Genomic DNA, 25150 nt, shown 5'->3' on the forward strand with positions numbered 1-25150 from the left:
ACGGTGTCGAGGAGTTCGGTCCAGGACTTCTCGAACTTGTCGACGCCCTCGGTCTCGAGGACCTTGAACACGTCGTCGAGGTCGATGCCCGCCGCGGCCAGGTCGTCGAAGACCTGCTGCGACTCGGCCGCGGTGCCGGTGACCAGGTCACCGCGCACGTCGGCGTGATCGGCCGTGGCCTGCAGCGTCGACTCCGGCATCGTGTTGACCGTGTTCGGCGCCGCGAGCTCGTCGACGTAGCGGGTGTCGGAGTAGGACTTGTCCTTGACCCCGGTCGAGGCCCACAGCGGACGCTGCGCCCGAGCACCCTCGGCCTTCAGGGCGTTCCACCGCTCGGTCGAGAAGACCTCCTGGTAGGCGGCGTAGGCCAGCCGGGCGTTGGCGATCGCGGCCTTGCCCCGCAGCGGGTGGCCCTCCTGCATCGCGTCCAGGCGCTTGTCGATCTCGGTGTCCACGCGGGAGACGAAGAACGACGCCACCGACTCGATCGAGGCCAGGTCGTGGCCGTTGGCCTTGGCCAGCTCCAGACCCGCCAGGAACGCGTCCATGACCTGCTTGTAGCGCTCCACCGAGAAGATCAGCGTCACGTTCACGCTGATGCCCTCGCCGATCACCTTCGTGATCGCCGGCAAACCGGCCAGCGTCGCCGGGATCTTGACCATCAGGTTCGGCCGGTCCACGGCCTTCCACAGATCGATCGCCTCGGCCACCGTCTTGTCGGTGTCGTGCGCCAGGCGCGGGTCGACCTCCAGCGAGACCCGGCCGTCCACACCACCGGTCCGCTCGTGGACCGGGCGGAAGATGTCGGCCGCCTCGCGCACGTCGTCGGTGGTGATCGTGCGCACCGCCTGATCGGTGCTCACGCCCGCCTTCGCCAGCTCGGCGACCTGCTCGTCGTAGTCGGGCTCCTTCGACACCGCACCGGCGAAGATCGTCGGATTGCTCGTCGCGCCGACCAGGTGGTAGTCGGCGATCAGCTCGTCGAAACCCCCGGAGCGGATCCGGTTGCGCGACAGGTCGTCCAGCCAGATCGACACCCCGAGGTCGCTCAGCGCCTTCAGATTCGCGTTCGCCACCAGGCGTCCTCCAATCCCGTGCGGGTCTCCCCTTCGCCTACCCGCTCGGCGCGCGTCCCATGCATCCGGAACCGCGGCGCGGGTCAGGCGACGTAGCGCAGGACGGCGCCGATGCCGCCGGTCAGGTCGATCGCGTCCGGTTCGGTGATCACCAGGTCCGCGTCGGTGCCCGCCAGGGCGCGGACCACCGCCGCGCTCGCCGGAGCGTCGCCGACGACCTCGCCGCCGGAGTCGGTCAGGGCCCGCTCGTCGGCGGCGAGCTCGGTGGCGGCGGAGCCGACGTGCAGGTCGCCCGCGTGATCGTCGGCGGTCCACAGCAGCGTGCGGACCTGGCCTCGCCGCAGGGCCTCGACGGTGTCCTGCCAGCCCTCCACGGCGCGCTCACCGCGTCCGGCCTCGCGCTGGAACTCCTCCACGACGTCGGCGATCTCGGCGTCGTGGACGCGGCGCGTGACCTCCCGGCGCAGCTGCTCCGGCGAGGCGGCGCGGGAGTCGGGTTCGATCACCCGATCCTGCTCGCCGAGCAGGTCGCGCACCAGGGCGCGCTGCTGGTCCTCGCCGGTGAGCACGATCGCCAGGGCACCGATCTTGCTCGCGCGCTCGGCGATCTCCCCGGCCGAGGCCTCGGCGTTGCGCTTCCAGCGCTCCTCCACCGACATGTGGAACCGCTGGTGGTTCTCCTCGTCGCCGGCGCGGGTCTTGTGCACCGGGTGGTTCTCGCCGTCGACGCGGACCCGCTCGACCTCGCCCGGGCCGCGCACCAGCGTCAGATCCGCGCCGGTGCGGTCGACGTCGGCGATCAGGAACGGCACCGTCGTCATGCACCGCCGCAGGTAGGGCATCAGGTGCGGGATCGGGCCGACGTGGGCCTGGTCCTCGGTGGGCAGGTCGGTCGGTGGCTCGGGCAGCTCGTCCTGCAGCACCACCTGGTCGTCGCGGGCGACCAGGACCTGGCCGCGCCGGCCGGTCTGGGCGCGGTGCTCGCGGACGTGCGCCTCGATGGCGTCCAGGGCGGAGGCGTCGGCGCCCTGCTCCTGGAGCCGTTCGCGGACCGCCCGCCAGCGCAGCTCGATCGCCTTGGCCGCGTCCTCAGCATCACCCGAGGTGTCCAGGTAGGCGGTCACGAACGGGCCCGGCCGTTCGAAGACGTGCTGCAGAGATCCGATCTCCACGGCTGCATCACCTGCGTTCCGCTCGGGGACTCGCCTCCGCCGCGCGGAGGCCGTGCCCCGGGCCTTCCCGGGTGAGGCGGCCGGTTAAACCAGGCGGCCGACCGCGGCGTAGGCGTTGGCGCGGGCGATGTCGTCCTCGCTCGGCGGCTGCTCCGGGTGCCAGCTCGGGGTGGGGACCAGGCCGGGCGGCAGGAGCTCGTAGCCGTCGAGGAGCTCGGCGATCTCGTTCGGCGGGCGCCAGCGCACCGGCGTCGGCGTCCGGGCCATGACCTCCTCGGCGGCCACGACCTGCTCGTCGGTGGCGGCCAGCTGCGAGATGTGGGTGACCGCGAGGTAGCTGCCCGGCGGGCAGGCGTCGCGGTAGGCGGCGGTGAGCGCGGTGGCCTCGTCCTGGTCGGGCACGAACGGCAGGATCGCCACGGCCAGCACCGCCACCGGACGGCTGAAGTCGATCTTGGCGACGCCGTGGGCGTTGAGCACCGCTTCGGGGTCGCGGATGTCGGCCTCGTCGATGGAGACCGTCGGGTTCTCGCCGAGCAGCGCCCGCGCGTGGGCGACGGCGACCGGCTCGTGGTCGACGTAGGCGACGCGGGCCTGCGGGTTGTGCCGGTGGGCGATCTCGTGGACGTTGCCGACGGTCGGGATGCCCGAGCCGAGGTCGAGGAACTGGTCCACGCCCTGGCTCGCCAGGTGGCTCACCGCGCGGCGCAGGAACGCCCGGTTGGCGACCGCGTAGTCGCGGGCGTAGGGCATCGCCGTCAGCCCGGCCTCGGCGGCCTCGCGATCGACGGCGAAGTTCGTCGAACCGCCCAGGTAGTAGTCGTACATCCGCGCCGAGTTCGGGCGGTCGACGTCGACCTTCGCACCCGTCCGCTCCGGCTCCGGCAGCACCAACGCGCCTCCCCCGCTCACCAACAGACCTTTCACAGCCTAACGGCCCGATCAGCGCTGCGGTGCGGCCATACCGCTCCTCACCCGGGGACGGTTTTTGCCAGAACTGTCCCGGACATAACGGACGCGAATCCCGCGACCTCGGCGGAAGGCTTCCCGCCACCGCCCCGTCTCCGTTGGCAGGGGACGGTTTTTGCCCTAATCACCCACCTCGATGAGAGATTGATCATGGACAGTTATCACTAAAACTGCCCCCCCTCCAGGACCGCGCCTCCCGGGGGTGCCCCTGGCTCAGGTGGAGCGGGGGTGGTCGCAACAGAGGCGTTGGGCCCACTCGGGTTCGTGCCACCAGTAGGCCGGGTTGGTTTCCCGGGCGGCCGGGCCGGTGCGGGTGACCGGGGCCGAGGTCGCCGTCGGCGTGGTTTCGAAGGGGGCGAGGAGGGAGTCCGGGGTGTGCGGGACGCCGCCGCGGTAGGTGGTGCGGACCGCAGCGGCCGCGGTGATGTCGGTCAGCGGGTCGCCCTCGACCAGGACGAGATCGGCGTAGGCGCCGGGGCGGATCTCCCCGAGCTCGCCCTGCAGACCGAGCCAGCGGGCCGGGTTGCGAGTGGCCGTGGTGAGGGCTTCGTGCGGGGTGAAGCCGTGGGCGACCATCGCGCGGAGGTTCATGTGCAGCGAGACCGCGATGTTGTCCAGCGGAGAGTCGGTTCCGGCGATGACGAACCCGCCGCCGCGGTGGATCCGCAGCACCATCTCGACCTGACCGGCCAGTTGCGCCCGGGCGGTCTCCCCGTCGGGGCCGGCCGCGTCCGCCGCCTCGCCCAGCAGCCGCTGGTACTCCCACGGCGGGAACAGCACCCGCGTGCGCCGGTCGTCGACCAGCGACCGGTCCGAGGCGTAGAGCGCCGGGGAGGTGAACAGCGTCGGCGTGATCGACATGCCGCTCGCCAGGAACAGCTCCACCGCGTCGTCGTAGGAGCGCCCGAGCTCGTCGCAGGTGTGGGAGTAGCCGAGCCGGTTGGTGGCGCCGGTGTGCTCCATGCCGTCCATGCCCAGGTGCGCCGCCGGGTAGACGTAGTGCGAGCTCAGCGGCCTGCCTTCGGCGTGCGCCCGCGCGATCGCCGCCCGCTGCAGGTGCACCGGCAGCCGCACGTAGGTCTTCACCAGGTCGTAGTCCAACGTGGACGCGCGCCGCATCTCCAGGTCCAGCTGGTGCTCGCTGAGCGTCGGGCGCATGAAGTTGTAGTAGATGCGGCCGCCGTCGATGGCCTCGCCGGTGGCGAAGTACCGCGGCCCCACGCGATCGCCGGAGCTCAGCGCTTCCCGCGTCTCCTGCATCTGGTAAGCGGGATCGCCCGGTGAGCGGGTCGTGGTCACGCCGTAGGCGAGCCAGGTGCGGCCCTGCCGGTCGCCCCACTGCCTGCCGCGCAGGTGCCAGTGCACGTGCGCGTCGACCAGCCCCGGCATCGCCGTCAGCTCCCGCGCCTCGACCTGCGCCCGCCCGTCCTGGGCGGGCAGGACCGCGGCGACGCGCTCGCCCGCCAGCACGACGTCGACGTCGCGGCGCAGGTCGGTGGCGACCCCGTCCCACAGCGCGCCGACCCGCACCACCCGGTGCTCGCTGGTGCGCGCCGGATTCCACCGCATTTCCAGGGCGATCGGGCTGACCTCGCCGGTGCCGATGTGCACCGAGCGCAGCCGGCCGCCGTTGAGGAACACCAGGTGCTCGGCGTCGCGCCAGCTCAGCGAGTCGGTCAGCTCGGTGGTGACCTGGCGGGGCGCGCCGGTGAACGCGCCTGCCGCGTCGACGGGCGCGATCCAGGCCGTCGACTCCATCACGAACGCCAGGTGCCGGCCGTCGGGCGACCACACCGGGCCGTCGTCGCCGCGCGTGGCCAGCGACCGGAACGGCAGCACCTCGGTGTACCGCAGCGCCCCGGTGCCGATGTCGACGCGCACGATCTGGCTGGTTCCCTCCCGCACTCGCGTGGCGTAGGGCTTGACCGCCGCGAGCACGAGCGTGCGCCCGTCGGGCGAGAAGTCCGGGCGGCCGGGCTGGAACATCGGCGAGGTGACCTGGCGCGGCGGGCCGCCGTCGAGGTCGGCGATCCAGGTCGCGCCGTCCTGGTCCTGGTAGGCGATCCGCGTCCCGTCCGGGGCGAACCGGGGTGTGATCGCCGCGCCTTCGACGTCGGTGATCCGCCGCTCGGCACCGGTGGCGAGCTCGTGCAGCCAGAGGTCGGGGGTGCCGGTGCGGTCGCTGCTGTAGAGCAGGAACCGGCCGTCGGGCGAGAAGTCGGGGTCGGAGGCGAAGTACCCGTCGGACACGACCTTCCGGGGCTCCTGGCCGATCGGCAGCACCCACAGCGCGTTGAGCGCCCGGAACGCGATCTGCTCGCCGTCGCGGGAGCACACCGGGCTCGCGATGCCGGTCACGTCCGGTCCGCGCACGCCCGGGCGGCGACGCCGGTAGTCGCGCGAGCCCAGGACGGGAACCTCGGCGGTGAACGGGATGTCGCGCCGCCCGCCGGTCAGCACGCGGGTGCGCAGCGCGCCGCCGGCGGTGTAGAGCAGCGAGTCGGGGCCGGTCCAGCGCGGCGCGAACCCGAACACGTCCTCGCCTTCGGTCACGGCCCGGCCGTCGACGATCAGGTCCCGTCTCGCCCCCTCCAGCCGGACGTGGGCCAGTCGCCCGTCCGCCGCCAGGCTCGGCCCGGACAGCTCCGCCTCCCCCTCGACGAGGGTGCTGACCTGCCCGGAGGCGATCTCGACGCGCTCGATCGCGGTGTCCCCGGCGACGTAGACCAGCGCGGACCCGTCGGGCGACCAGTTCGGCATCGACACGTCCGCCCGGTCGCGGGTGACCTGGCTGATGACGCCGGTCCCCAGGTCCATCGTGAAGACCTGGTAACCGCCCGCCCGGTCGGAGGAGAACGCGAGGAACCGCCCGTCCGGCGAGAACTTCGGCTCCCGGTGGTCGTTGCCGCCCGCCGTGAGCTGCCGCAGACCGGAGCCGTCCACCGCCATCGTCCAGAGGTGGAACTGACCGTCGCGGTACGACTGGAACACCAGGCTCCGGCCGTCCGGGGCGAAGTCCGGCTGGGTGGCGTCCTGCAGCTCGCCGGTGAGCTTGCGGGCCCGCTCTCCCCCTGGTTCGAGCAGCCAGATCGCGCTGACCAGGTCGAAGGCGATCCGCCCGTCCGGTGCGACGGCGGCGCTGATGTTGGTGCCCTGCCGCAGCGTCACCCCGGCCGTCGCCGCCAGCCCGATGCCGGGTGGCGCGAGAGCCAGTGCCGCCGCCCCGGTTCCGGCCTGCAACGCGCGCCGCCGAGTGATCTTCCACCGTGAAGTCATCGCCACACCCCGACATCCCGTCGACATCCGCGAGCCGATCGATCGTCCGGCGCGGTGCTTCTCGCGCACAATCCGCCGAAGAGTCAGCATCGGTGAACCCGATCGATTCCGTCGCCCCTGCTTCAAGATCGGCGAGTGACCGGTGTTTCCGCACCCTCGATCGTGTAATGCAGTTGACGCCACCGGACGTCGATGGTGAGGCGTGGTCGTCTCCCCTTCCCTGGAACTGAGCGAAGTCCCGTCGCCGCACCGCGCGCGGCGCCCGATCCCGGCCAGGCGCCGCACCTGGTGGTGCGCGGCACTGGCGGCGGTGACGGTGCTGCTGGGCATCGCGATCCCGTTCGCGCCGGTCACCGCCTCGGACCCGGTCGTGACCTGGCCGCAGGCGGGCCGGTCGCCGGTGCCGACGGCGCTGCCGCTGAGCCCGCCGCGCCCGCTGTCGCTGGAGGCGGCGGTCCCGTGCGCCGCGCTGCGCGCCGTCGGCACCGGCGACGCCCTGCGCACCGTTCCGGCCGCGGCCGACCCCGAGGGCGGGCTGACGATCGCCGCAGGCGGTGGCCGGATCTCGGTGCTCGCGAACGGTTCTCAGGTCTTCGCCGAGCCCGTCCCGGCCGGGGCCTGCGCCTACCGCGTCGCGGTCACGGCCGCCGGGCTGGAGGTCTCCCGCGACGGCCGGGAGCTGACGCAGGTGCCCGGTGTTCTGGTGCCCGAGGTGTCGGTGCTGTCCACCGCGGCGGCGGGACTCGCGGAGTCGGCCGGTCTCGGCGTCACCCTGCACACCGACGACCGCTACAACTCCACGCCCACCGGCCTGAAAACCGCTCTGCTGCTGGCGCATCTGGCCGCGCTGGTCGCGACGCTCGTGCTCGCCCGACGGATCTGGGGCCGGGTGCGGGTGCCGCGCCTCCGCCCGCGCCCGGTGGACCTGGTCGTCGCGGCGGTGGCCGCGTCCTGGGTGCTGCTCGGGCCGATGGGCTACGACGACGCCTGGTACGCGCTGATGTCGCGCAACGCGGCCGAATCCGGCTACCTCGGCAACTACGTGTACATGTTCAACGTCACCGAGAACCCGTTCGTGCTCAGCCAGTACCTCATGCAGTTCTGGGGCGGGCTCGGCGAGTTCTCGCTGTGGTGGTTGCGGCTGCTCCCGCTGGCCTACGGCCTGCTGACCTGGGTGTTCCTGCGCGTTTTCCTGGAGATGGCGCTGGGCCGCGCGTCCCGGCACCGGTGGGTGCCGTGGGCGCTGGGACTGGCGTTCCTGTCCTGGTGGCTGCCCTACGGCATGTCGCTGCGCCCGGAACCGCTCATCCTGTGCCTGACCGCCGCGACGATGCTGCTGGCCGAGCTCGCCCGCCGTCGCGAGAGCGTCCCGGCCGCCGCCGCGGCGACGCTCGTCGCGGCGCTGGGGTTGAGCTGCTCGCCGTCGGGACTGGTGGCGTGGGCGCCGCTGGTGCCCGCGCTGCCGTGGTTGTGGCGGTGGCTGCGCGATCGGTCCTGGACATCACGGGCAGCAGCGGGTTTGACGCTGGTGGCGGCCGGAACGGCGCTCGTGCCGGTCGGTTTCGCCGACGCAACCTTCGGCGACGTCGTCGAGGCCACGAAGGTGCACCGCTGGTACTACGCCTCGTTCGCCTGGTTCGAGGAGTGGCGGCACGTCGAGAGCCTCATGACCGGACCGTGGGCGCTGCGGCTGCCGGTGCTCATGACGCTCGGCGTGGGACTGCTGGTGGCGCTCGGGCGGGGACGGCGCACCGCGCCCGGCACGATCCGCTGCCTGATGCTCTCCAGCGCCGCGATCACCGTCCTGGCGATGGCGCTGCTCGCGCTGAGCCCCACCAAGTGGGTCGTCCACTTCGGCGTCGTGGCGGCACCGGCGATCGTGCTGCTCACGACCGCGCTGCTGCGCTCACCGCTGCCGCGCACCACGGGCGTGGTGGCGAGCATCGCCGCCACAGGAGTGCTGATCGCGGTGGCGGCGGCCGGGTTCTCCGGCCCGAACATCTGGAAGCCGTTCAGCGACCGCGGACAGTCCTTCGGCAACCACCTGCCCCCGGCGCCGTCGAAGATCGAGCTGACCATGACCGCCCCGCACGTCGGGGACGTGTTCCTGCACGACGCGAAGCTGTGGGTCGGGCTGGCGCTGGCGATCGCCGGGTTCGGCCTGTGGCGGCGTCGTCGCCACCTCGGGGTGCTGCTGCGTCCCGAGCGCGGCGTGCTGCTGGCCATCGCGCTGCTGCTGGTCGCCGGGATGGTCGCGGTGTTCGGCTACGCGCCGTTCCGGCAGGCCCCGGGGTGGACGGTGGCCCGCGGCGGCGTCGAGCAGGTCACCTCGGGCACCGGCGGCCTGGCCGATCACGTCCAGGTCCTCGCCGACGCCGACGTCCAGCCGCCCGAACCGGCCGAACCCGCCGTCCTGGGCGGCGATTTCGCCACGACCGCTCCCCTGCCGGTCCCACCGGCCGCGCCCGGGGCGGTGTGGCACAGCAACACCGTCCCGGCCACCGGCGGCGGAAGCCTCACCACCGGCTGGTACCCGGTCCCGGCCACCGGCGATGCCACCCACGTGACGGTTCCGGTGCTCGGCGAGCGGCTCTCCGCGCACCGGCTGTCGGTGCAGGCCGACACCCCGACCGGCGTCGTGGACCTGCCGCTCGACCGCGAGGCCGCGCCGGGACCGAACGGCCCGCTGGGACCGGACGACGCGCTGGGCGCGCGGCACTGGCAGGAACTCGCGGTGCCGCTGCCGCGCCCGGTGCGCGCGGTCCGGGTCGTCGTCGAGCAGCGCGGGCCGTGGCTGGCGGTGGGTCAACCGCGGCTGACGAAGCTGCGGCCGGTCACGACGGTCACCGACGGCCGGGTCGTCTTCGCCGATCAGCTCTCGGCGGTGCTGTGGCCCGACGTCGAGCAGGCCCCGGTCGCCGACGGCATCACCACGCCGCCGGCGGTGCGGCTCAGCGCCGACGAGCACATCGACGCGGGCGTGCTGTCCAACTCCACGTTCACCGACTGGGGCGGCAACTTCGCCACCAGCACACAGACGGCCACCGCGGTGCGGATGATCTCGGTGCTGCCGGGCGGGCCGGAGACCCCGCCGTGGGGCAACGTGGACCGGGTCCTGTACGCCGCCGAGCCGCTCCGGGTGGACGTCGAGCACCGGTTCCAGGACCGGGCGGGCTGGACGCGGCTGCCGACGCTGGCGGGCGAGGACTACATCGGACGCGAGTACACCGGCTGAGCCGTTGCCGTTTACCAGCTGTCTGACCAGCGGAATCAGGAGGCGTCCAGGGGTGCGCACGGGCTCGTCCGTTCGCAGCCGGGCGCGTTTCAAGTTCTGGACAGTCGGGTTGATCACCCTTGACTTTAGGGTAGCCTAACCTGAGGCTACTGGGTGTCCGCTACCACCCAGGGAGTCATGAGATGTCCAGTCTTGACGGCAAGACCGAGAGCTACGCGCCGTACGCGCTCGGTGTCTTCCGGATCGTCGTCGGCGCGCTGTTCGCCAGCCACGGGGCGGCGTCGCTGTTCGGCGTCTTCGGCGGAGCGCCGGGAAGCGGCGGCACGGTGCCCTTCGGCGTGTGGCCGTCGTGGTGGGCGGCGGTGATCCAGCTGGTGTGCGGCCTGCTGGTCGCCTTCGGCGTGCTGCACCGCGGCGCCGCCGTGCTCGCCTCCGGTTCGATGGCCTACGCCTACTTCATCGTGCACCAGCCCGACGGCCTGCTGCCGCTGCAGAACGACGGCGAGCAGGCCGCCTTGTTCGCCTGGTCGTTCCTGCTGCTGGCCTTCACCGGCCCGGGAGCGCTCGCGCTGGTGCGCACGCGACGCCGTCAGCCCGAGCCCGCGGCGGCCTGATCCGGGCCGAGGACCTGCCAACGGCTGCCAGGTCCCCACCCGGCCCGGAACGCGAATGGTGGCCGATCACCGAAGCGACCGGCCACCGGGGAAGAGCGGGAATCAGGCGCAGAGCTTCCAGTCGCCGTCTTCCTTGACCAGCTTGAGCTGCGCGGTCGCGGGCTGCTGGCCCGGGACGGTGGACTCCATCGTCGCCGTGCCGCTGTCGCCGTTCTCCTGCACGCCCTTGACCGTGGTCTTGACCTGCTTGAGCATCTCGAAGTCCTGCGGCTTGGCGACCTTCAGGAACTCCTCCTTCTGCTTCTGCAGCTCCTCGATCTGCGGCATCGCGGCGTTGCAGACCACCGCGCGGTAGTCGTCGGCGGTGACGCTGCGCGGGTCCTGGGTCTCCTTGGTGGACAGCGCGGCGTAGTCCTCGGCGGCCGCCTGCGCGGAGCCACCGCTGAACAGCCAGAAGGCACCCACGGCCACGGCCGCGATCACCACGAGGCTGGCCGCGACGGCGATGATCATGCCGGTCTTGCGCTTCTTCTTCGGCTGCTCACCGGACTCAGCCGCCTCACCGGCCTCAGTGGACGCAGCGGCCTCAGTGGACTCGGCCGCACCGGCGTCCCCGGAAGTCGCAGCCGCCTCGGCGGGCTCGGACTTCTCGGACTCGGCGGCGTCGGTCTGCTCGGCCTTCTTGGCCTCGCCCTCGGCCTGCGCGCTCTCGCTCTGCTCGGGACCAGGCTGGTCCGCGCCCGACTTCTCGGCCGCGGTCTCGGCCTCGCCGTGGCCGGCTGCGGTCGCGCCCTCCGAGGCCTGCTCCGGAGCCGAGTTCTCGGTCTCGTCAGCGGGCTTCTTCTCGGAGCCGCCCTGGCCGGGCTCGTTCGGCGAAGAGGTCATGAACACCTTCCTGGTTGGGACTTGTCAAGTGCTGACCCCAGGTGTACGCGACGAGCGCTGCGAGTTCCACCCGTGTCGCACTCTGATCACTGGTTTTCCCGGAACGGGACATTACGATTCGACCACGGGCACCGCCCGGACCGATCGTCACGCCACCAGGAAGTCGCGGCTGATTCCGGCGAACGGCGTGATCTTCCCGGAACCGGCGGCCTTCCAGTCTCCGTTGTGGACGATCCGGTAGCGGCCGGTGGGCACCCCGGCGGGAACGTCCCAGGTGATCGTCGCCTTCGACGAGGCGACCCCGGTGCGCGCCCAGTGGTAGCGCGTCGCCCAGTGGCGGTCGTCGGCGACGGTGACCCAGCGGCCGTCCACCAGGCGCTGGACCTCCACGAAGGTGCCGCCGCGGCGCAGGTCGTTCTTGGGGTGGCCGGTGACGAACTCGGCGGTGACCCGCTCGCCCCGGTGGTAGCCGCTCGCGGGTTCGGTGAGCACGTCGCCGAAGTCGTGCCCGGGCGGTGCGGCGTCGAAGACCACGCCGGGTTGCAGGTCCGGCAGCGTCCCGGACATGTCCGGCGGGATCGGGCCCAGCGCCACGCGCCGGCCGCGACGCATCGCGGCGGCGAGCCGGGTGAACTCCTGCTGGTAGGCGGGCAGGGTGTAGCGGCCGAACAGGGTGGAGGCACCCTCGTACTGCTGGGCGTCGTACTCCTCGGGCGTGGTGACGTACTGGCTGTAGGCGTTGGCGTAGCCCTGCATCAGCACGTTCTCCAGCGGCACGCCGAGTTCGGCGGCCACGGCGCGCCGGATCCGCAGTCCGGCGACGATGGTGTACTCGGCGGGTCCCGCCACCAGGTAGAGCTCGCCGAGGCGCATCAGTTGCAGCGGCAGCACTTCCGGACACCACGGGTGTGGTGGCATCGCTCCGAACGGCACCGCAACGGGTTTCGGCGCCTGCTCATCGGCCAGCTGCGGCGGGATCGGCACGTCCGCGCCGCCCAGCCAGTCCCACAGCGGGTTGCGCAGGCCTTCGCCGATGGGGATTCCCGGCCCGTCCTCGGTGCTGCCGGCCAGCATCGACCAGCCGATCGCGGCGGTGCAGGTGCGGTGCGTCTCGCCGTCCGGGGTGAACCGACCGTCCACGGTGACCTCCGACATGTCCACGTAGGACAGCAGCGCGCCGACCGGACCGGCCATCGGGGTCGTGGCGTTGTCGAAAGCCGTTCGGGCGGCGCGGAACTGGCGGTCGCCGATGATGCGGGTGTTGTCGAACTCGTCGTCGGTCGGGCCCGTGCCCGGCTCCAGGTCCAGGTTCGGGGACATGTCGGCGGCGTTGGTCTGGGCGAAGCAGGCGACGAACTCCGGGTCGTCCTGCTCCCACGCGAAGGCCGCGTAGCCCTTGTTGTCGGAGCTGATGAGACGGTTGGTGTTGGTCATCGAGGTGCCGTGGGTGGCGAACCAGGCGATCGCGCCGACGTCGCGGCCGCCCTGGGCGAAGCGCAGCACCGTCACCGCCGGGTCGATGGCGTCCGGGAAGTGCTCGGTGTCCTGCCGGGGGTTGCGCTCGAAGGCGCTGCGCGAGCGGTTGACGCTGGCGTCGGTGAGCTCGGCCCGCCCCAGGGCGAGCGTTCCCGGCCGCAGGTCGTCGTGGGCCTTGCCGATGGCCTCGGTGATGCCGCCGACGACGGCCTCGAACACCTCCTCCTGGAACCCGAGGGTCGCCAGGTCGTAGGCGGCGTAGTGCGAGTCGCCGCCGCACGCTGCGTGCGTGTGCGTGGCGTTGAGCAGCACGTTCTGCTCGGTGTAGAGCCCGTCGTAGGTGTCGATCAGCCGCCGCATCACTTCTTGGTGCACCGACTGGAACAGCGCGCCGAGCTCGGCGGTCACGAACACCACCCGGCCCGCGCCGTCGTCGACGACGAACGCGCGAGCCAGGGTGCGCAGGTGGATGCCGGCGGTCTGCTGCTGCGGCATCGAGTAGCCCATCATGCCGTTCTCGGCGGCCGGGCCGGTGACGTCGGCGACCCCGCGCCCGACCCGGTACCCGGTCGAGCCCTGGCCGGACGCGGGGGTGGCGCCGAGCATCGTGGCGGCCAGCGGCGCGGCCACGGCGGCGGCCAGCACGTGTCTGCGAGCGACGGGCATGCACCTGCTCCTCAGTGAATGTGAATTGGCTTCACGTCCATCGGATGCGGGCAGGTTACGCCGATCACACCGCACTGCCAAGATCCCCAGAGATCACGGTTCGACCCCACTCATCTCAGGGCGGTGACAGTTTTCATGAAAACCGTCACCACCCCTACACACGTGGGGTGGAGGTGGGGGAAGTTTTCATGAAAACTTCCCCCACCTCCTCACTTCGGGGCGAAGCGCTGTCCTGCGTCCAGGCGCAGGCACTGGCCGTTGAGCATCGGGTTGTCGACGATGGCGCGCACCAGCTTCGCGTACTCCTCCGGCCGCCCCATGCGGCGCGGGAACGCCGCGTCCTTGACCAGCGCGGCCTTCACCTCCTCCGGCGCGCCCTGGACGATCCCGGTGTCGAACAGGCTCGGGGCGATGGCGAGCACGCGGATGCCCATCGAGCCCAGGTCGCGGGCCATCGTCAGGCACATCCCGGCGATCGCGGCCTTGGCGGCGGTGTAGGCGACCTGGCCGACCTGGCCCTCGAAGGCGGCGATCGAGGAGGTGTTGATGATGACGCCGCGTTCGCCGTCCTCGGGCTCGTTGGCGTTCATGTGCGCGGCGGCCAGGCGGCTGATGTTGAAGGTGCCGACGGTGTTGAGGTCGAGGATGCGGCGGAACGCGTCGAGGTCGTGCGGCCCCTGCTTGCCGAGCGTGCGCTGCGCGAGCCCGCCGCCCGCGGTGGTGACGGTGATGTGCAGCCCGCCGAGCCCGTCGACGGCCTCGGCCAGGGTCCGCTCGACGCCCTCGAAGTCGGTCACGTCCACCGGGTGGAAGCTGCCGCCGAGTTGCGCGGCGACCTCCTCGCCCTGCGAGCCCGCCAGGTCGGCGATGGCCACCGACGCGCCCTGGGCGGCGAGCAGTTCCGCGCTCGCGCGGCCCATGCCCGAGGCTCCGCCGAACACGACCGCCTTCTTGCCGTTGATCTCCACTGCATCCTCCTCGTCGAGGTCAGCGAACCCGGTCCCGGAGTTCGCGCTTGAGGACCTTGCCCGCGGTGTTGCGCGGCAGCGCGTCGACCACCAGCACCGCGCGCGGGCACTTGTACCCGGCCAGGTGGGTGGCGCAGAACTCGCGGATCTCCTGCTCGGTGGGGTGTTCCGCGCCGGCGGGCTCGATGACGGCCACGACCCGCTCGCCCCAGAGCTCGTCGGGCGCGCCGACCACGGCGGCAGCGGCGACACCGGGGTGCTGGTGCAGGACGTCCTCGACCTCGCGGGAGTAGACGTTCTCGCCGCCGGTGAGGATCATGTCCTTGCGCCGGTCGACGATGGCGTAGCGGCCCTCGGCGTCGCGCCGAGCCAGGTCGCCGGTGCGGAACCAGCCGTCGCGGAAGGCCTCCGCGGTGGCCTCGGGCCGGTTCCAGTAGCCGGAGAACACCTGGTCGCCGCGGATCTCCAGCTCCCCCACCACCTCCGGCGGGCACTCGGCGCCGTCGTCGTCGACGACGCGGGCGGCCGAGAGCAGCATCGGGGTTCCGGCCGAGGCCAGCAGTTCCGGGCGTCCGCCCGCGGCCTCGCGATGCCCGTCGGGACCGTGGGCCAGCGCGTTGCCCGCGAGCTCGGTCATCCCGAAACCCGCGCGGAAACCCGCGTTCGGGAACCGGGACATGGCCTCGCGCAGGGTCGCCACCGGCATCGGCGCCGAGCCGTAGCCGATGCGGGTGATCGTGGAGGTGTCGCAGGACTCCAGCGCGGGATGGCGCAGCAGCATCGCCAGCATCGTCGGCGCGACGGTGGTTGCGGTGACCCGGTGGCGCTGCACGGCCTCGAGGAATCCCTCGGCGCTGTAGCGGCGCAGCAGCACGACGGTCTCGGCCGCCAGGTGCGCGACGAGCACGTTGTACCCGGCGATGTGGCACAGCGGCCACGGCACCAGCGCCACCGGCCGCCGCTCGGTGGCGCGCGGCCAGCTCAGCGCCGCGTTGACCGCGCCGGCCACGACGTTGCGGTGGGTCAGCACGGCGCCCTTGGCGCGGCCGGTGGTACCGGAGGTGTAGAGCAGCCAGGCCGGCGAGTTCTCCTCCGGCCGTTCGGGTTCGGTGCCGGGCTGCCCGTCGAGCAGCTCGGACAGGGCGGTGCCGGAGCTGCCGTCGACGGTGATGATCGTGCTGATCGAGGAGACCTCGACGGCGGCGTGCCGGGCCGCGTCCAGGTACTTCGCCTCGGTGATGATCGCGGTGGGCCGGGCGTCGGCCAGCAGGTCGGCGACCTCGCGGGGTGCGAGCCGGTAGTTCACCGGCAGCAGCACCATGCCCGCCAGCGGGACCGCGTGGTAGGCCAGCACGTACTCGGGGTTGTTCTCGGTGAGCACGGCGATGCGGTCGCCGGGCCGGGCGATCCCGGTCAGGCCGTGGGCCAGCCGGTGGATCGCTCGGCGCAGCTCACCGAAGGTCCACGTGGTGCCCTCGAACTCCAGCGCGGCGACCTCGGGCTCGCGCTCGGCGGCGAAGGCCACCACGTCGCTGATCAGCATCACGCCTCCCGCGTCGGCGCACCGGACACCGGGAGGCACCGTACCAAACTATCGCTTGGTCAGGCGATCAGTTCGCGCGGTCGGACCAACCCGCGGGCAGGTCACCCGGGGCGGTGTCGATGACGGTGTCGTCATCGACACCGACGCGCTCGAACAGCGTGATGCGGGCGAACTCCGGGACCACGTAGATCGGGTAGGTCGGCCCCTCGTCGCGGTACTTGCGCATCTCGTCGAGGTGATCGTTCTGGTAGAGGACGGTGCGCTCGCCGTGCTCCCGGATCCAGTCCGGGAAGAAGATCACGCCGTGCAGCACGCGCTCGCCCGGGATGACGTTGACCGACACCGAGGTCCCGGTCGGCTCGGTCCAGGACACCTTGTAGACGCCGCGGGTGAGCGCCACCAGGTCGACCTCCTGGTCCTTGACCCAGCGGCCGCCGACGTGACCGGTGTGGATCCGGTAGTCGATGGTGCGCTCGTTCTTGACGTACATCTCGTACTGCCAGCCGTTGGCGTAGGTGTAGATGAACCGGTGGCCGACGATGCCGGACAGGTCCTGCTCGGGAACCGGGTTCTCCACCGTGGTCGGGTACTCGCTCATTGCCTCGCTCCCCCGTTCGTTGACGTTGACACATTCAATTTTGCTACAAAACTGTTTTGCTGCAAAACGAATGTGCGGTCGGGCACAATGAGCGGGTGACCAGCGACCTGGATACCGCCGCGCTCGAGTTCAGCCGCCTGCTCGGACCGCTGCGCCGCGCCGTGCTCCGCGCCTCCCGGCAGGCCGCCGACCTGCCCGACCTGCCCGAGGCCCAGATCGAGCTGCTGCGGCTGCTGGTCGCCGAAGGCCCGCTGAGCCCACGCGAGGCGGCCACCGCCCTGCAGGTCGCGCCGTCGACGATCAGCAACCTGGTCAAGTCGATGCGCGCGGCCGGGCTGGTGGCCCGCGACACCGATCCCGAGGACGCCCGCACCGCGCGGCTCAGCGCGACGAGCACCGCGCTGGACCTGCTCGACCGCTACGACCGCGCGAGCGCCACCGCCCTGCGCAGCAGCCTCGCCCAGCTGCCCGAGGCCGAACGCGACCGGCTGCGCGCGGCCCTGCCGGCGCTGCGCGCGCTCACCTCCGCGGTGGACACCCGCTGACGCGAAAAACGGCCCGCCGCGGACATTTCCGCGACGGGCCGTTCTCGGCAGGGCGTCAGACGAGGATGCCCGCGATGGTGGCGCTGAGCAGGTTGGCCAGGGTCGCCGCCAGCACGGCGCGGATGCCGTCCCGGGCGATCCAGCCGCGCTTGGCGGGAACCAGGCCGCCCAGGCCGCCCAGCAGAATCGCCAGCGAACCGAGGTTGGCGAAACCGGTCAGCGCGAAGGTGACGATGGTGGCGGTCTTCTCGCTGAACTGCCCGACCTGCGGGCCGAAGTCGGAGAACGCCACGAACTCGTTGATCACCAGCTTCTCGCCGACGAACCCGCCCGCGGCCACCGCCTCGTGCCACGGCACGCCGATCACCCACATCAGCGGCGAGAACACGTAGCCGAGGATCTGCTGCATGGTCAGGTCCGGCAGGCCGAACAGCCCGCCGATGCCGCCGACGATGAGGTTGAGCAGCGCGATCAGCGAGACGAAGGCGAACAGCATCGCGCCGACGTTGAGCATGAGCTTGAGACCGTCGGAGGCGCCGGTGGCCGCCGCGTCGATGACGTTGCGCGGCTTCTCCTCCAGCGCGGGCGCGGCGGTGCCGAAGGCGACCTGCTTGGACTCCTCCGCCTCGGCGGCCTCGTCGTCCTCGGACACCGCGGCGTCGTCGGAGGAGGGCTCGTCCTTGCTCGCGGGCATGATCATCTTGGCCATGAGCAGACCCGCCGGGGCGGCCATGAAGCTCGCGGCGATGAGGTTCTCCAGCTTGGCGCCCAGCATCGCGTAGCCGACCATGACAGTTCCGGCCACGGTGGCCAGCCCGCCGACCATGACGGCGAAGAACTCCGAGCGGCTCATGCTCGCCAGGTAGGGCCGCACCAGCAGCGGCGCCTCGGTCTGGCCGAGGAAGATGTTGCCGGTGGCGTTGAGCGACTCCGCCCGCGTGGTGCCCAGGGCCTTCCGCAGTCCACCACCGATGATCCGCACGACCCACTGCAGGATGTGCAGGTGGTAGAGCACCGCGGTCAACGAGGACACGAAGATGATGATCGGCAGCACCTGGAAGGCCACGACCGTGCCCTCGCTGGGCATGATCGGGCCGACCAGGAAGTCGATGCCCTCCTTGGAGGACTCGATGACCTTCGTGACCCCGGCCGCCACCGCGCCCAGCGCCTGCTGACCGAGCGGCCAGCGCAGCACCACGACCGCGAAGATGATCTGGATCGCCAGCGCACCGAGCACCGTGCGGAGGTTGATCGCGCGTCTGTTGGTCGACATCGCGAACGCCAGCAGCAGGACGACGACCATGCCGCCGATACCCCACAAGACCTGCACTTGGAATCAGCCTTTCCTCGAACCGCCGCTGCCGCGACGCGATGATGAGTTCGAGGGATGCTCGCACGCCAGGCCCGGCTCACGCACACCGGTGGCGAGTTTGTGACTCCGACAACGGCAGGTCAGCGCCGCGGGATCACTCCACAGTGCACCGCTCAGGCGGGGACGTCCAGCGGCGGCAGGGAGTTGGCGATGTCCTCGCGGGTGGGCTCCAGCCACGGCGGCAGCTTCAGCTCGCGGCCGAGCTCCAGCAGCGGCTCGTCGATGTCGAATCCGGGCGAGTCGGTGGCGATTTCGAGCAGCACGCCGCCGGGCTCGCGGAAGTAGATCGACTTGAAGTACTGGCGGTCGCGGATCTCGGTGACCTCCAGGCCGCGCGCCACGAGCTCGTCGCGCCACTGCAGCTGGGTCTCGTCGTCGGGCGCGCGCCAGGCGACGTGGTGCACCGTGCCGCCCGCGACGTAGCCTTCCGGGGCCTTCGGATCCACGCGCACGTCCACCAGCGCACCGGGACCGCCCTCGCCCGCGGCGAAGCGCAGCCGGTCGCCGTCCTGGTGCCGGAACTCCAGGCCCAGGCCGTCGACGAGCAGGTCGGAGGTCTCGGCCTCGCTCGCGACGGTCATGGTCACCGAGTGCAGGCCGCGGATGGCGTGCTCGGCCGGCACCGACGGGGTGTCCCACGGGTCGCGCGGGTCGCCCTGCGGGTGGGCGACCAGGGAGATCTCCAGGCCGTCGGGGTCGCGGAAGCCGAGGACGTCCTCCTCGTCGCGGTTGGTGACCCGGGTGGTCTCCACACCGGCGTCGGCGAGGTGCTGCTTCCACCAGCCGATGGACTCGGCCGGCACGGAGAACGCGGTCGTGGTGGCCTGCCCGGAGCCGATCCGGCCGTCCTCGATCGACTGCCACGGGAAGAAGGTCATGAGCGACCCCGGCTGCCCGGAGGTGTCGCCGTAGTAGAGGTGGTAGACGCCCGGCGAGTCGAAGTTGACGGTCGTCTTGACCAGCCGCAGCCCCAGGGTGCGCAGGTAGAAGTCCGCGTTGCGCTGGGGGTTCTCACCGATCGCTGTGACGTGGTGCAGCCCGCTGGTCTTGATCCCCATCTCGCCCTCCTACTGCCTCCGACTGCGTTCGGAGAAAACGCTAACAGGCATATATCTTTCGCTCAAGATGATTGCGTGTAAGATTGTACGTGGAGCCACCACAGCGGTGGCGGAGACGGGAGAGTTCCGATGAGCGCGAAGAAGGGGATCCACGACGTGGCCGCCGAGGTCGACCTGCCCAGCGATGACGAGACCGTCACCTGGTGGGGTCTGGTGATCGAGGGCTACCACGCCACGCACGGACGACTGATGAACGAGATCAGCGAGCGCGTCGACCTCGCGCCCGGCTCCTTCGACATCCTCATCCGCCTGCTGCGCTCCCCCGACTACCGCCTGCCGATGACCAAGCTGGCCATGGAGGCGGCGCTGAGCAGCGGCGGGTTCACCAAGGTCGCCGACCGGCTGGCCAAGGCCGACCTCATCCGGCGCGAGCCCTCCGCCGAGGACCGGCGCGTCGTCTACGCCGTCCTCACCGACCACGGCCTGGAGGTCGCCGAGGAGGCCCGCAAGGTCTGCGCCGAGATCCTGCGCAACCGCATCCTCGCCCCGCTCGGCGAACAGCAGTCCCTCAGCCTCGCCGAAGCAATGCGCACCCTACGCACAGCCAACGCCGCTTGATCTCTTCTCGGTTTTCGGTGGTCGCCGTGCTTGACGATGCCAGTAGCGGAACCTGAGCGCCTTCGTGGTCTCCGTGCGCCGCTCCTTGAGTATTCGAATACGCGGCGTCACGGCGTACTCGCCACGAAGGCGCTCAGAACCCGCGGCGGTGCCGGTTGCTCAGGTGGTGAGAGAGAAACCGGCTTCGCCGGTTGCCTGACGGGCTTTGGGGTTTCGCTTCAGCTCTGGGCTTCTGCCTTGGCGAACTCGGCCTTCCACTCGCGGAAGGACTCCTCGGTGCGGCCGTGGCGCCAGTAGCCGGAGATCGAGGCGTTCTCTCGGGCCACGCCGCGTTCGCGGAACAGGTACGGGCGGATGCGGCGCATGACCTCCTGGGCCTCGCCGTGCACGAAGGCGTGCACCCGGCCCGGCAGCCACTCCAGCTCGCGGACGGCCTTCTCCAGCGCGCCCTCCTCGCCGACGTCGCAGCGGTAGATGAAGGTGGCCTCGCCCGCGGCCGGCAGCGGCAGTTCGGGAGCCTCGCTCGGGGACTCGACGAGCATCACCACCCGCACCACCGCGTCGGCGGGCATGGCGCGCAGCGCCGCGGAGATCGCCGGCAGCGCCGATTCGTCCCCGGCCAGCAGGTGCCAGTCGGCCTCCGGGTCCGGGCTGTAGGCGCCGCCGGGCCCGTTGAGGATCAGCCGGTCGCCCGGCTCGGCCTTCGCCGCCCACGGACCGGCCACACCCAGGTCGCCGTGCATCACGAAGTCGATGGCCATCGTCCCGGCCTCGACGTCGGGGAACAGCGCGGTGAACGTGCGGACCGTGGGCATGTCCTCGGCCGGGAAGGTGCCGCGCATCGCCTTGATGTCCAGCGGCTCCGGGTAGGTCACGCCTTCCTTGAGGAACACCAGCTTGACGTAGCGGTCAGTGTGCACACTCTCGGCGAACGCCGAGAGGTCGTCGCTGCGGAACCACAGCCGCCGCACTCGCGGAGTCACCATCTCCGCACCGGTCACGGTCAGGTAAGTCGCCATCGAACTCCTCATTCACAAAATACTTAGGTCAGCCTAACTTATCCCCGCAAGCCACCCCACCGCCAATCGGACATGCCGGTCACACGCCCTCGACCGGCGAACCCTCAGCTCACCGGTTCGGGTGAGGGGGTCTTGGGGTACCCGGATGATCAGGCACTCCCTGGTGAGGCCGACTTACCGTTCTCTGGAACCCGACCGATGCGACGCGGGAAGGACCTCAGGGATGCGCGCGACACTGATGTACGGAGCCGGGGACGTGCGTGTGGAGGACGTGCCCGACCCGGTGCTGCAGCAGCCCACCGACGCGCTGGTGCGGGTGCTGCGGGCCTGCGTGTGCGGCAGCGACCTGCACCCGTACCACAACAAACCGGCCTCCGAGCAGGGCTCGCCGATGGGCCACGAGTTCCTCGGCGTGGTCGAGGAACTCGGCTCCGAGGTGAGCGGCCTGAACAAGGGCGACGTGGTGATCGCGCCGTTCGTGTGGGCCGACAACACCTGCGACTTCTGCCGCGAGGGACTGCAGACCTCCTGCCGCAACGGCGGTGGCTGGGGCTCGCCCGGCGTCGGCGGCGGCCAGGCCGAGGCGGTCCGGGTGCCGCAAGCGCAGGGCACGCTGGTCAAGGCGCAGGTCGGCGAGGACTCGCCGCTGCTGCCGTCGCTGCTCACGCTCTCGGACGTCTTCCCCACCGGCTACCACTGCGCGACCACCGCCGGGGTCGGCGACGGCAAGACGGTCACCGTCATCGGCGACGGCGCGGTCGGGCTGTGCGCGGTGCTGTCGGCCCGGCTGCTGGGCGCCGAGCGGATCATCCTCATGGGCCGCCACAAGGACCGCACCGATCTCGGCGTCGAGTTCGGCGCCACCGACGTGGTGCCCGAGCGCGGCGAGGACGGCATCGCCCACGTCCTGGACCTCACCGGCGGCGACGGCACGCACGCCGTGCTGGAGGCCGTCGGCTACCTCAACGCCTACGACACCGCCCTGGGCGTGGTCCGGCCCGGCGGCTCGATCAGCCGCGTCGGCGTGCCGCAGTACACCGAGGCCAACATCGGCCGCGACCCGTTCATGAAGAACGTGACCCTCACCGGCGGAGTCGCCCCCGCCCGCGCCTACATCGAACGCCTCCTGCCCGCGGTCCTGGAGGGCCGAGTCGAACCCGGCCGCGTCTTCGACACCACGGTCGACATCGAAGGCGTCCCCGACGGCTACCGAGCCATGGACGAACGCCGCTCCCTCAAAGTCCTCGTCAACCCGTAACTCCTCACGCGGGAGACCTCCGCGGACCTCCCGTCGAAAACCCCGGTTTTCGTCGCGTGAAAACCGGGGTTTTTGACGCGGTGAAAACCGGGGTTTTTGGTGTCTCGGGTGGGGTGGGTGGTGGGTAGGGGGCAGTTTTAGTGAGAACTGTCCGGACATTTCGGGCATTGGGCCTGGGTAGTTATGGCTAAAACTGTCCCCTGGTGAGGGGTGGGCCCTGGTGGACCACGAGGTCGGGCCGGAGGGGTCCTCGTGCGGCCTCCCCTGCGCCGAGGAGGCCGCACGAGGGTTCCTCTCACCCGGCTTCGCGGTAGCGGGCGGAGGTGTCGAGCCAGGCGGCGTGGCCGCCCGGGATGTGGCTGATCACCGTCGTGAGGTGGCCCAGCCTGGGTTGCAGGAGGCGGGGCTGGTCGGTGATCTGGACGCGGACCCGCCTGGTGGCCTCGACCAGTTCCTTCTGGCGCTGCCGGATCCGGTTCTCGACCTCGGCGACGGCGTCCTGCTCGGAGCAGCCGCGGGCGTGGCGGAGGACCGTGACGAAGTTGGTGGGTTCGTCGTTGGCGGCTTCCTTGGCCAGCGAGCGGATGTCGTTGCACCAGGCCGTGAGGTCGTTGGAGGACTCGCAGAGCTCCTTCCACGCCTCCGAGCGGGCCAGCTCGTCGGGAACCTCCGTGCCGCACGCGGATTCGATGATGTCGAACATGAACATGCCGTTGGCCTCGCGGCGCAGCACCGGATACTCCTCCGGCGTCGGCAGCGTCCCGGCCTCCCGGTGGGCGATCTGGGCCAGCGACGCGTCCCGGTGCCGGTGCAGGTGGGCGATGACGCGCTCCCGCCACCGGGCCGTCATGCCCGCCATCGTGCGCGGCCACAGGTCCGTCAGCGCCGACACCAGCGGGGAGGCCACCAGCACCGGCCGGCCCTGCATGATCGCCGTGATCGCCGCGTAGAGCTCGTGGACCTGCTCCGGGGTGCGCTCGGCGTCGTCGTCCTGCTCGTCGTCGAGGTGGAACAGCACGGTGATCCACCGGGCGTAGAGCTCGACCGTGTCGGCCGAGTCGTCCGGCATCACCAGCGCGCTGACCTCGTGGAACCCGGCGCCGCGCAGCCGCTGCTCGTCGGCGGCGGTGGTGATCAGGCCGACGCGGGCGGCCCACTGGCACAACCGGGCGCCGATGTCGTCGGCGGCCGGGTGCACCCGGCCGAGGTCGAGGAGTCCCAGATCGCGGTTCATCGCACCTCCCACAGCGCGCGCATCGCGAAGACCGTGGTCAGGTAGCGCGATCCGAAGTGGACGGCGAAGCGGCCCATCCGGTAGTAGGCGGCCGCCGGCCACGACCCGTCGGAGTCCTGCGACTCCACCAGCCGGGTGCGGCGCGCGTCCTGCCCGTCGGTGACGCCGAGGTTGTCGGCGGCCAGCACGTGCAGCGCGATCTCCAGGGCGCTCTCCGGCTCGTCGAGCTCGGCCAGCGCGCGGCGGGCGGGGTCGAGCAGCGCGGTGGTCTGCTCGGGGTGGCGGGCGCAGACGCGCGAGAGGGCGTGCAGGAACGCCTTCGGCGACGGGTAGTAGCGGGTTCCCTCCAGCCAGCGGCCGGATTCGAGGTGGGCGACGAGGTAGCGGGTGGTGGCGTCGCCGACCGCGCGCTCCTCCATCCGGTCCGGGGTTCCGGCCAGGTGCAGGGTGTAGAGGGCGTTGGCCGACACCACCGCGTCGTGCTTGCGGCCGCGGCTGAGCGTGCCCGGTTCCTCGCCGTCCTCCCAGTACACCAGGTGGACCCACGGCCACAGGTCCTCGGACTCGCCCGGCTCGTGCGAGGCCGCGGCGGTCAGCTCGTGCACGGTCGCCTGCAGGTCCGGGACCCGCAGCATCCCGAGCTCGTGCAGCGCGCCGGTGGCCATCGCCGTGCAGTCGGTGTCGGCAGGCAGCCCGCTGTCCGGCAGGAATCGGTAGCGCCGCTTCCAGCGGCAGCGCTCCACCTGCTCGAACAGCGGCGCGATCAGCTCCCGGTCCGGACGCGCGTCGGTGGAGGCGAGCAGCATCAACGACACCATCGCCGAGAACGCCTCGTCGGCGAGGCTGAAACCCGGGTCCTCGCCCAGGATCGCGGTCAGCTTCTCGCGCGCCTCGCGGCCGGTGAAGCTCTCGCCGAAGGCGGGGTCGAACGACATCTCGACCGACGGCGCGCCGTCCGGCCCGATCTGCTTGCGGACGTGGTCCAGAGCGCGGTCAGCGGTCTGCTGGAACAGTGTCACGACTGGAATGCTCCTGAAGGGTCGTGGAGACGGGGGAACCGGCGAAAGCCCGCTGATCGCGCGGGCTTTCGCCGTGCTGGGAGTGATCAGGCCTGCGCGGCGCGCTTGATGGCCTCGCGGATGCGTCCGTAGGTGCCGCAGCGGCAGACGTTCTCGATCCGGTCGATGTCGGCGTCGGAGACGTCGTCGCCCTTCTCCTCGATGAGGGCGACGGCGGTCATGATCTGGCCGGGCTGGCAGAAGCCGCACTGCGGGACGTCCCGGTCGACCCAGGCCTGCTGGACCGGGTGCAGCTCGCCGTCCTCGGCCAGGCCCTCGATCGTGGTGACCTCGGCGCCGTCGGCGTCGGCGGCCTTGACCATGCAGGGCTGGATCTCCTCGTCGTCCATCAAGCAGGTGCAGGCCCTGCAGACGCCGACGCCGCAGCCGTACTTGGGGCCGGTGATGCGCAGCTCGTCGCGCAGCACCCACAGCAGGGGCATCTCCGCCGGGACGTCGACCTCGACGTCCTTACCGTTGACGGTGATCGAATACTTGGGCACGCGGGTA

At 71.4% G+C, this 25150-nt stretch carries 20 protein-coding genes; 5 read left to right on the forward strand and 15 right to left on the reverse strand.

Annotated elements, in window-relative coordinates; genetic code table 11:
- From tal to BM424_RS27240, 4 genes are all read right to left on the reverse strand, one after another.
- A partial coding sequence (gene tal / locus BM424_RS27225; RefSeq protein WP_093424158.1) for a transaldolase occupies positions 1-1079 on the reverse strand: 1079 nt, incomplete at its 3' end.
- 80 nt (positions 1080-1159) lie between these two features.
- The gene (locus BM424_RS27230; RefSeq protein WP_093423908.1) at positions 1160-2248 is read right to left on the reverse strand and encodes a baeRF2 domain-containing protein; all 1089 of its coding nucleotides are present in this window, start codon (positions 2246-2248) and stop codon (positions 1160-1162) included.
- Positions 2249-2332: 84 nt separating this feature from the next.
- On the reverse strand, positions 2333-3160 hold the full coding sequence (locus BM424_RS27235) for an SAM-dependent methyltransferase (protein ID WP_245776169.1): 828 nt from the start codon (positions 3158-3160) through the stop codon (positions 2333-2335).
- A gap of 270 nt (positions 3161-3430) precedes the next feature.
- A complete protein-coding gene (locus tag BM424_RS27240) occupies positions 3431-6493 on the reverse strand; it encodes an amidohydrolase family protein (protein WP_245776170.1) in 3063 nt (1020 codons plus the stop codon).
- Positions 6494-6695: 202 nt separating this feature from the next.
- Here BM424_RS27240 and BM424_RS27245 point away from each other — a divergent pair, with 202 nt between their 5' ends.
- Both BM424_RS27245 and BM424_RS27250 read left to right on the forward strand, forming a co-directional pair.
- On the forward strand, positions 6696-9728 hold the full coding sequence (locus BM424_RS27245; RefSeq protein ID WP_093423913.1) for an arabinosyltransferase domain-containing protein: 3033 nt from the start codon (positions 6696-6698) through the stop codon (positions 9726-9728).
- Positions 9729-9910: 182 nt separating this feature from the next.
- The gene (locus BM424_RS27250; RefSeq protein WP_093423916.1) at positions 9911-10342 is read left to right on the forward strand and encodes a DoxX family protein; all 432 of its coding nucleotides are present in this window, start codon (positions 9911-9913) and stop codon (positions 10340-10342) included.
- Between the two features lie 102 nt (positions 10343-10444).
- Here BM424_RS27250 and BM424_RS27255 read toward each other — a convergent pair whose 3' ends face one another.
- The 5 genes from BM424_RS27255 to BM424_RS27275 all read right to left on the reverse strand — a co-directional run bounded on the left by BM424_RS27255 (position 10445) and on the right by BM424_RS27275 (position 16478).
- Entirely contained in the window at positions 10445-11227 is a 783-nt protein-coding gene (locus BM424_RS27255; protein WP_093423918.1) for an Rv0361 family membrane protein, read from the reverse strand.
- 147 nt (positions 11228-11374) lie between these two features.
- Positions 11375-13369 (reverse strand): neutral/alkaline ceramidase, encoded by a 1995-nt coding sequence (locus BM424_RS27260; RefSeq protein ID WP_093423921.1) that lies wholly within the window; start codon positions 13367-13369, stop codon positions 11375-11377.
- Positions 13370-13578: 209 nt separating this feature from the next.
- Positions 13579-14337 (reverse strand): SDR family NAD(P)-dependent oxidoreductase, encoded by a 759-nt coding sequence (locus BM424_RS27265; RefSeq protein ID WP_093423923.1) that lies wholly within the window; start codon positions 14335-14337, stop codon positions 13579-13581.
- 19 nt (positions 14338-14356) lie between these two features.
- A complete protein-coding gene (locus BM424_RS27270; protein WP_139274186.1) occupies positions 14357-15919 on the reverse strand; it encodes a class I adenylate-forming enzyme family protein in 1563 nt (520 codons plus the stop codon).
- Positions 15920-15947: 28 nt separating this feature from the next.
- Positions 15948-16478: a phenolic acid decarboxylase gene (locus BM424_RS27275; RefSeq protein ID WP_093423929.1), complete on the reverse strand. Its 531-nt coding sequence runs from the start codon at positions 16476-16478 to the stop codon at positions 15948-15950.
- A 95-nt stretch (positions 16479-16573) separates the two neighbouring features.
- Between BM424_RS27275 and BM424_RS27280 the strand changes: the two genes are divergently transcribed.
- Entirely contained in the window at positions 16574-17023 is a 450-nt protein-coding gene (locus BM424_RS27280) for a MarR family winged helix-turn-helix transcriptional regulator (protein WP_245776171.1), read from the forward strand.
- 55 nt (positions 17024-17078) lie between these two features.
- On the opposite strand, the gene BM424_RS27285 is transcribed toward BM424_RS27280, so the two are convergent.
- Positions 17079-18353, reverse strand: a complete 1275-nt coding sequence (locus tag BM424_RS27285; RefSeq protein ID WP_217649858.1) for a NupC/NupG family nucleoside CNT transporter — start codon at positions 18351-18353, stop codon at positions 17079-17081.
- Positions 18354-18508: 155 nt separating this feature from the next.
- Positions 18509-19453 carry a ring-cleaving dioxygenase gene (locus tag BM424_RS27290; RefSeq protein ID WP_093423931.1) on the reverse strand — a complete coding sequence of 315 codons (945 nt, stop codon included), beginning with the start codon at positions 19451-19453 and terminating at the stop codon, positions 18509-18511.
- A 129-nt stretch (positions 19454-19582) separates the two neighbouring features.
- On the opposite strand from BM424_RS27290, the gene BM424_RS27295 reads away from it, so the two are divergent.
- On the forward strand, positions 19583-20071 hold the full coding sequence (locus BM424_RS27295) for a MarR family winged helix-turn-helix transcriptional regulator (RefSeq protein ID WP_093423934.1): 489 nt from the start codon (positions 19583-19585) through the stop codon (positions 20069-20071).
- A 218-nt stretch (positions 20072-20289) separates the two neighbouring features.
- Here BM424_RS27295 and BM424_RS27300 read toward each other — a convergent pair whose 3' ends face one another.
- The gene (locus BM424_RS27300; protein ID WP_217649859.1) at positions 20290-21090 is read right to left on the reverse strand and encodes a siderophore-interacting protein; all 801 of its coding nucleotides are present in this window, start codon (positions 21088-21090) and stop codon (positions 20290-20292) included.
- A gap of 223 nt (positions 21091-21313) precedes the next feature.
- Here BM424_RS27300 and BM424_RS27305 point away from each other — a divergent pair, with 223 nt between their 5' ends.
- A complete protein-coding gene (locus BM424_RS27305; protein WP_093423938.1) occupies positions 21314-22348 on the forward strand; it encodes an alcohol dehydrogenase catalytic domain-containing protein in 1035 nt (344 codons plus the stop codon).
- A 295-nt stretch (positions 22349-22643) separates the two neighbouring features.
- Here the strand turns inward: BM424_RS27305 and BM424_RS27310 are convergent, their stop codons facing one another.
- From BM424_RS27310 to BM424_RS27320, 3 genes are all read right to left on the reverse strand, one after another.
- Positions 22644-23582, reverse strand: a complete 939-nt coding sequence (locus BM424_RS27310; RefSeq protein WP_093423940.1) for a terpene synthase family protein — start codon at positions 23580-23582, stop codon at positions 22644-22646.
- Positions 23579-24601 carry a hypothetical protein gene (locus BM424_RS27315; protein WP_093423942.1) on the reverse strand — a complete coding sequence of 341 codons (1023 nt, stop codon included), beginning with the start codon at positions 24599-24601 and terminating at the stop codon, positions 23579-23581. The genes BM424_RS27310 and BM424_RS27315 overlap by 4 nt, the downstream gene beginning before the upstream one ends.
- An 86-nt stretch (positions 24602-24687) precedes the next feature.
- Positions 24688-25143, reverse strand: a complete 456-nt coding sequence (locus BM424_RS27320) for a (2Fe-2S)-binding protein (RefSeq protein ID WP_093423945.1) — start codon at positions 25141-25143, stop codon at positions 24688-24690.
- Positions 25144-25150 lie beyond the last annotated feature (7 nt).

The organism is Saccharopolyspora flava (assembly GCF_900116135.1).
Taxonomy (GTDB): Bacteria; Actinomycetota; Actinomycetes; order Mycobacteriales; family Pseudonocardiaceae; genus Saccharopolyspora; species Saccharopolyspora flava.

Excerpts from the sequence above, each read along its gene's own strand:
- BM424_RS27305 (WP_093423938.1), top strand. The coding sequence starts at position 21,314 with ATGCGCGCGACACTGATGTACGGAGCCGGGGACGTGCGTGTGGAGGAC.
- BM424_RS27290 (WP_093423931.1), bottom strand. The coding sequence starts at position 19,453 with ATGGGGATCAAGACCAGCGGGCTGCACCACGTCACAGCGATCGGTGAG.
- BM424_RS27260 (WP_093423921.1), bottom strand. The coding sequence starts at position 13,369 with ATGCCCGTCGCTCGCAGACACGTGCTGGCCGCCGCCGTGGCCGCGCCG.
- BM424_RS27300 (WP_217649859.1), bottom strand. The coding sequence starts at position 21,090 with ATGGCGACTTACCTGACCGTGACCGGTGCGGAGATGGTGACTCCGCGA.
- BM424_RS27240 (WP_245776170.1), bottom strand. The coding sequence starts at position 6,493 with ATGACTTCACGGTGGAAGATCACTCGGCGGCGCGCGTTGCAGGCCGGA.
- BM424_RS27310 (WP_093423940.1), bottom strand. The coding sequence starts at position 23,582 with ATGAACCGCGATCTGGGACTCCTCGACCTCGGCCGGGTGCACCCGGCC.
- BM424_RS27255 (WP_093423918.1), bottom strand. The coding sequence starts at position 11,227 with ATGACCTCTTCGCCGAACGAGCCCGGCCAGGGCGGCTCCGAGAAGAAG.
- BM424_RS27275 (WP_093423929.1), bottom strand. The coding sequence starts at position 16,478 with ATGAGCGAGTACCCGACCACGGTGGAGAACCCGGTTCCCGAGCAGGAC.
- BM424_RS27295 (WP_093423934.1), top strand. The coding sequence starts at position 19,583 with ATGAGCGCGAAGAAGGGGATCCACGACGTGGCCGCCGAGGTCGACCTG.
- BM424_RS27250 (WP_093423916.1), top strand. The coding sequence starts at position 9,911 with ATGTCCAGTCTTGACGGCAAGACCGAGAGCTACGCGCCGTACGCGCTC.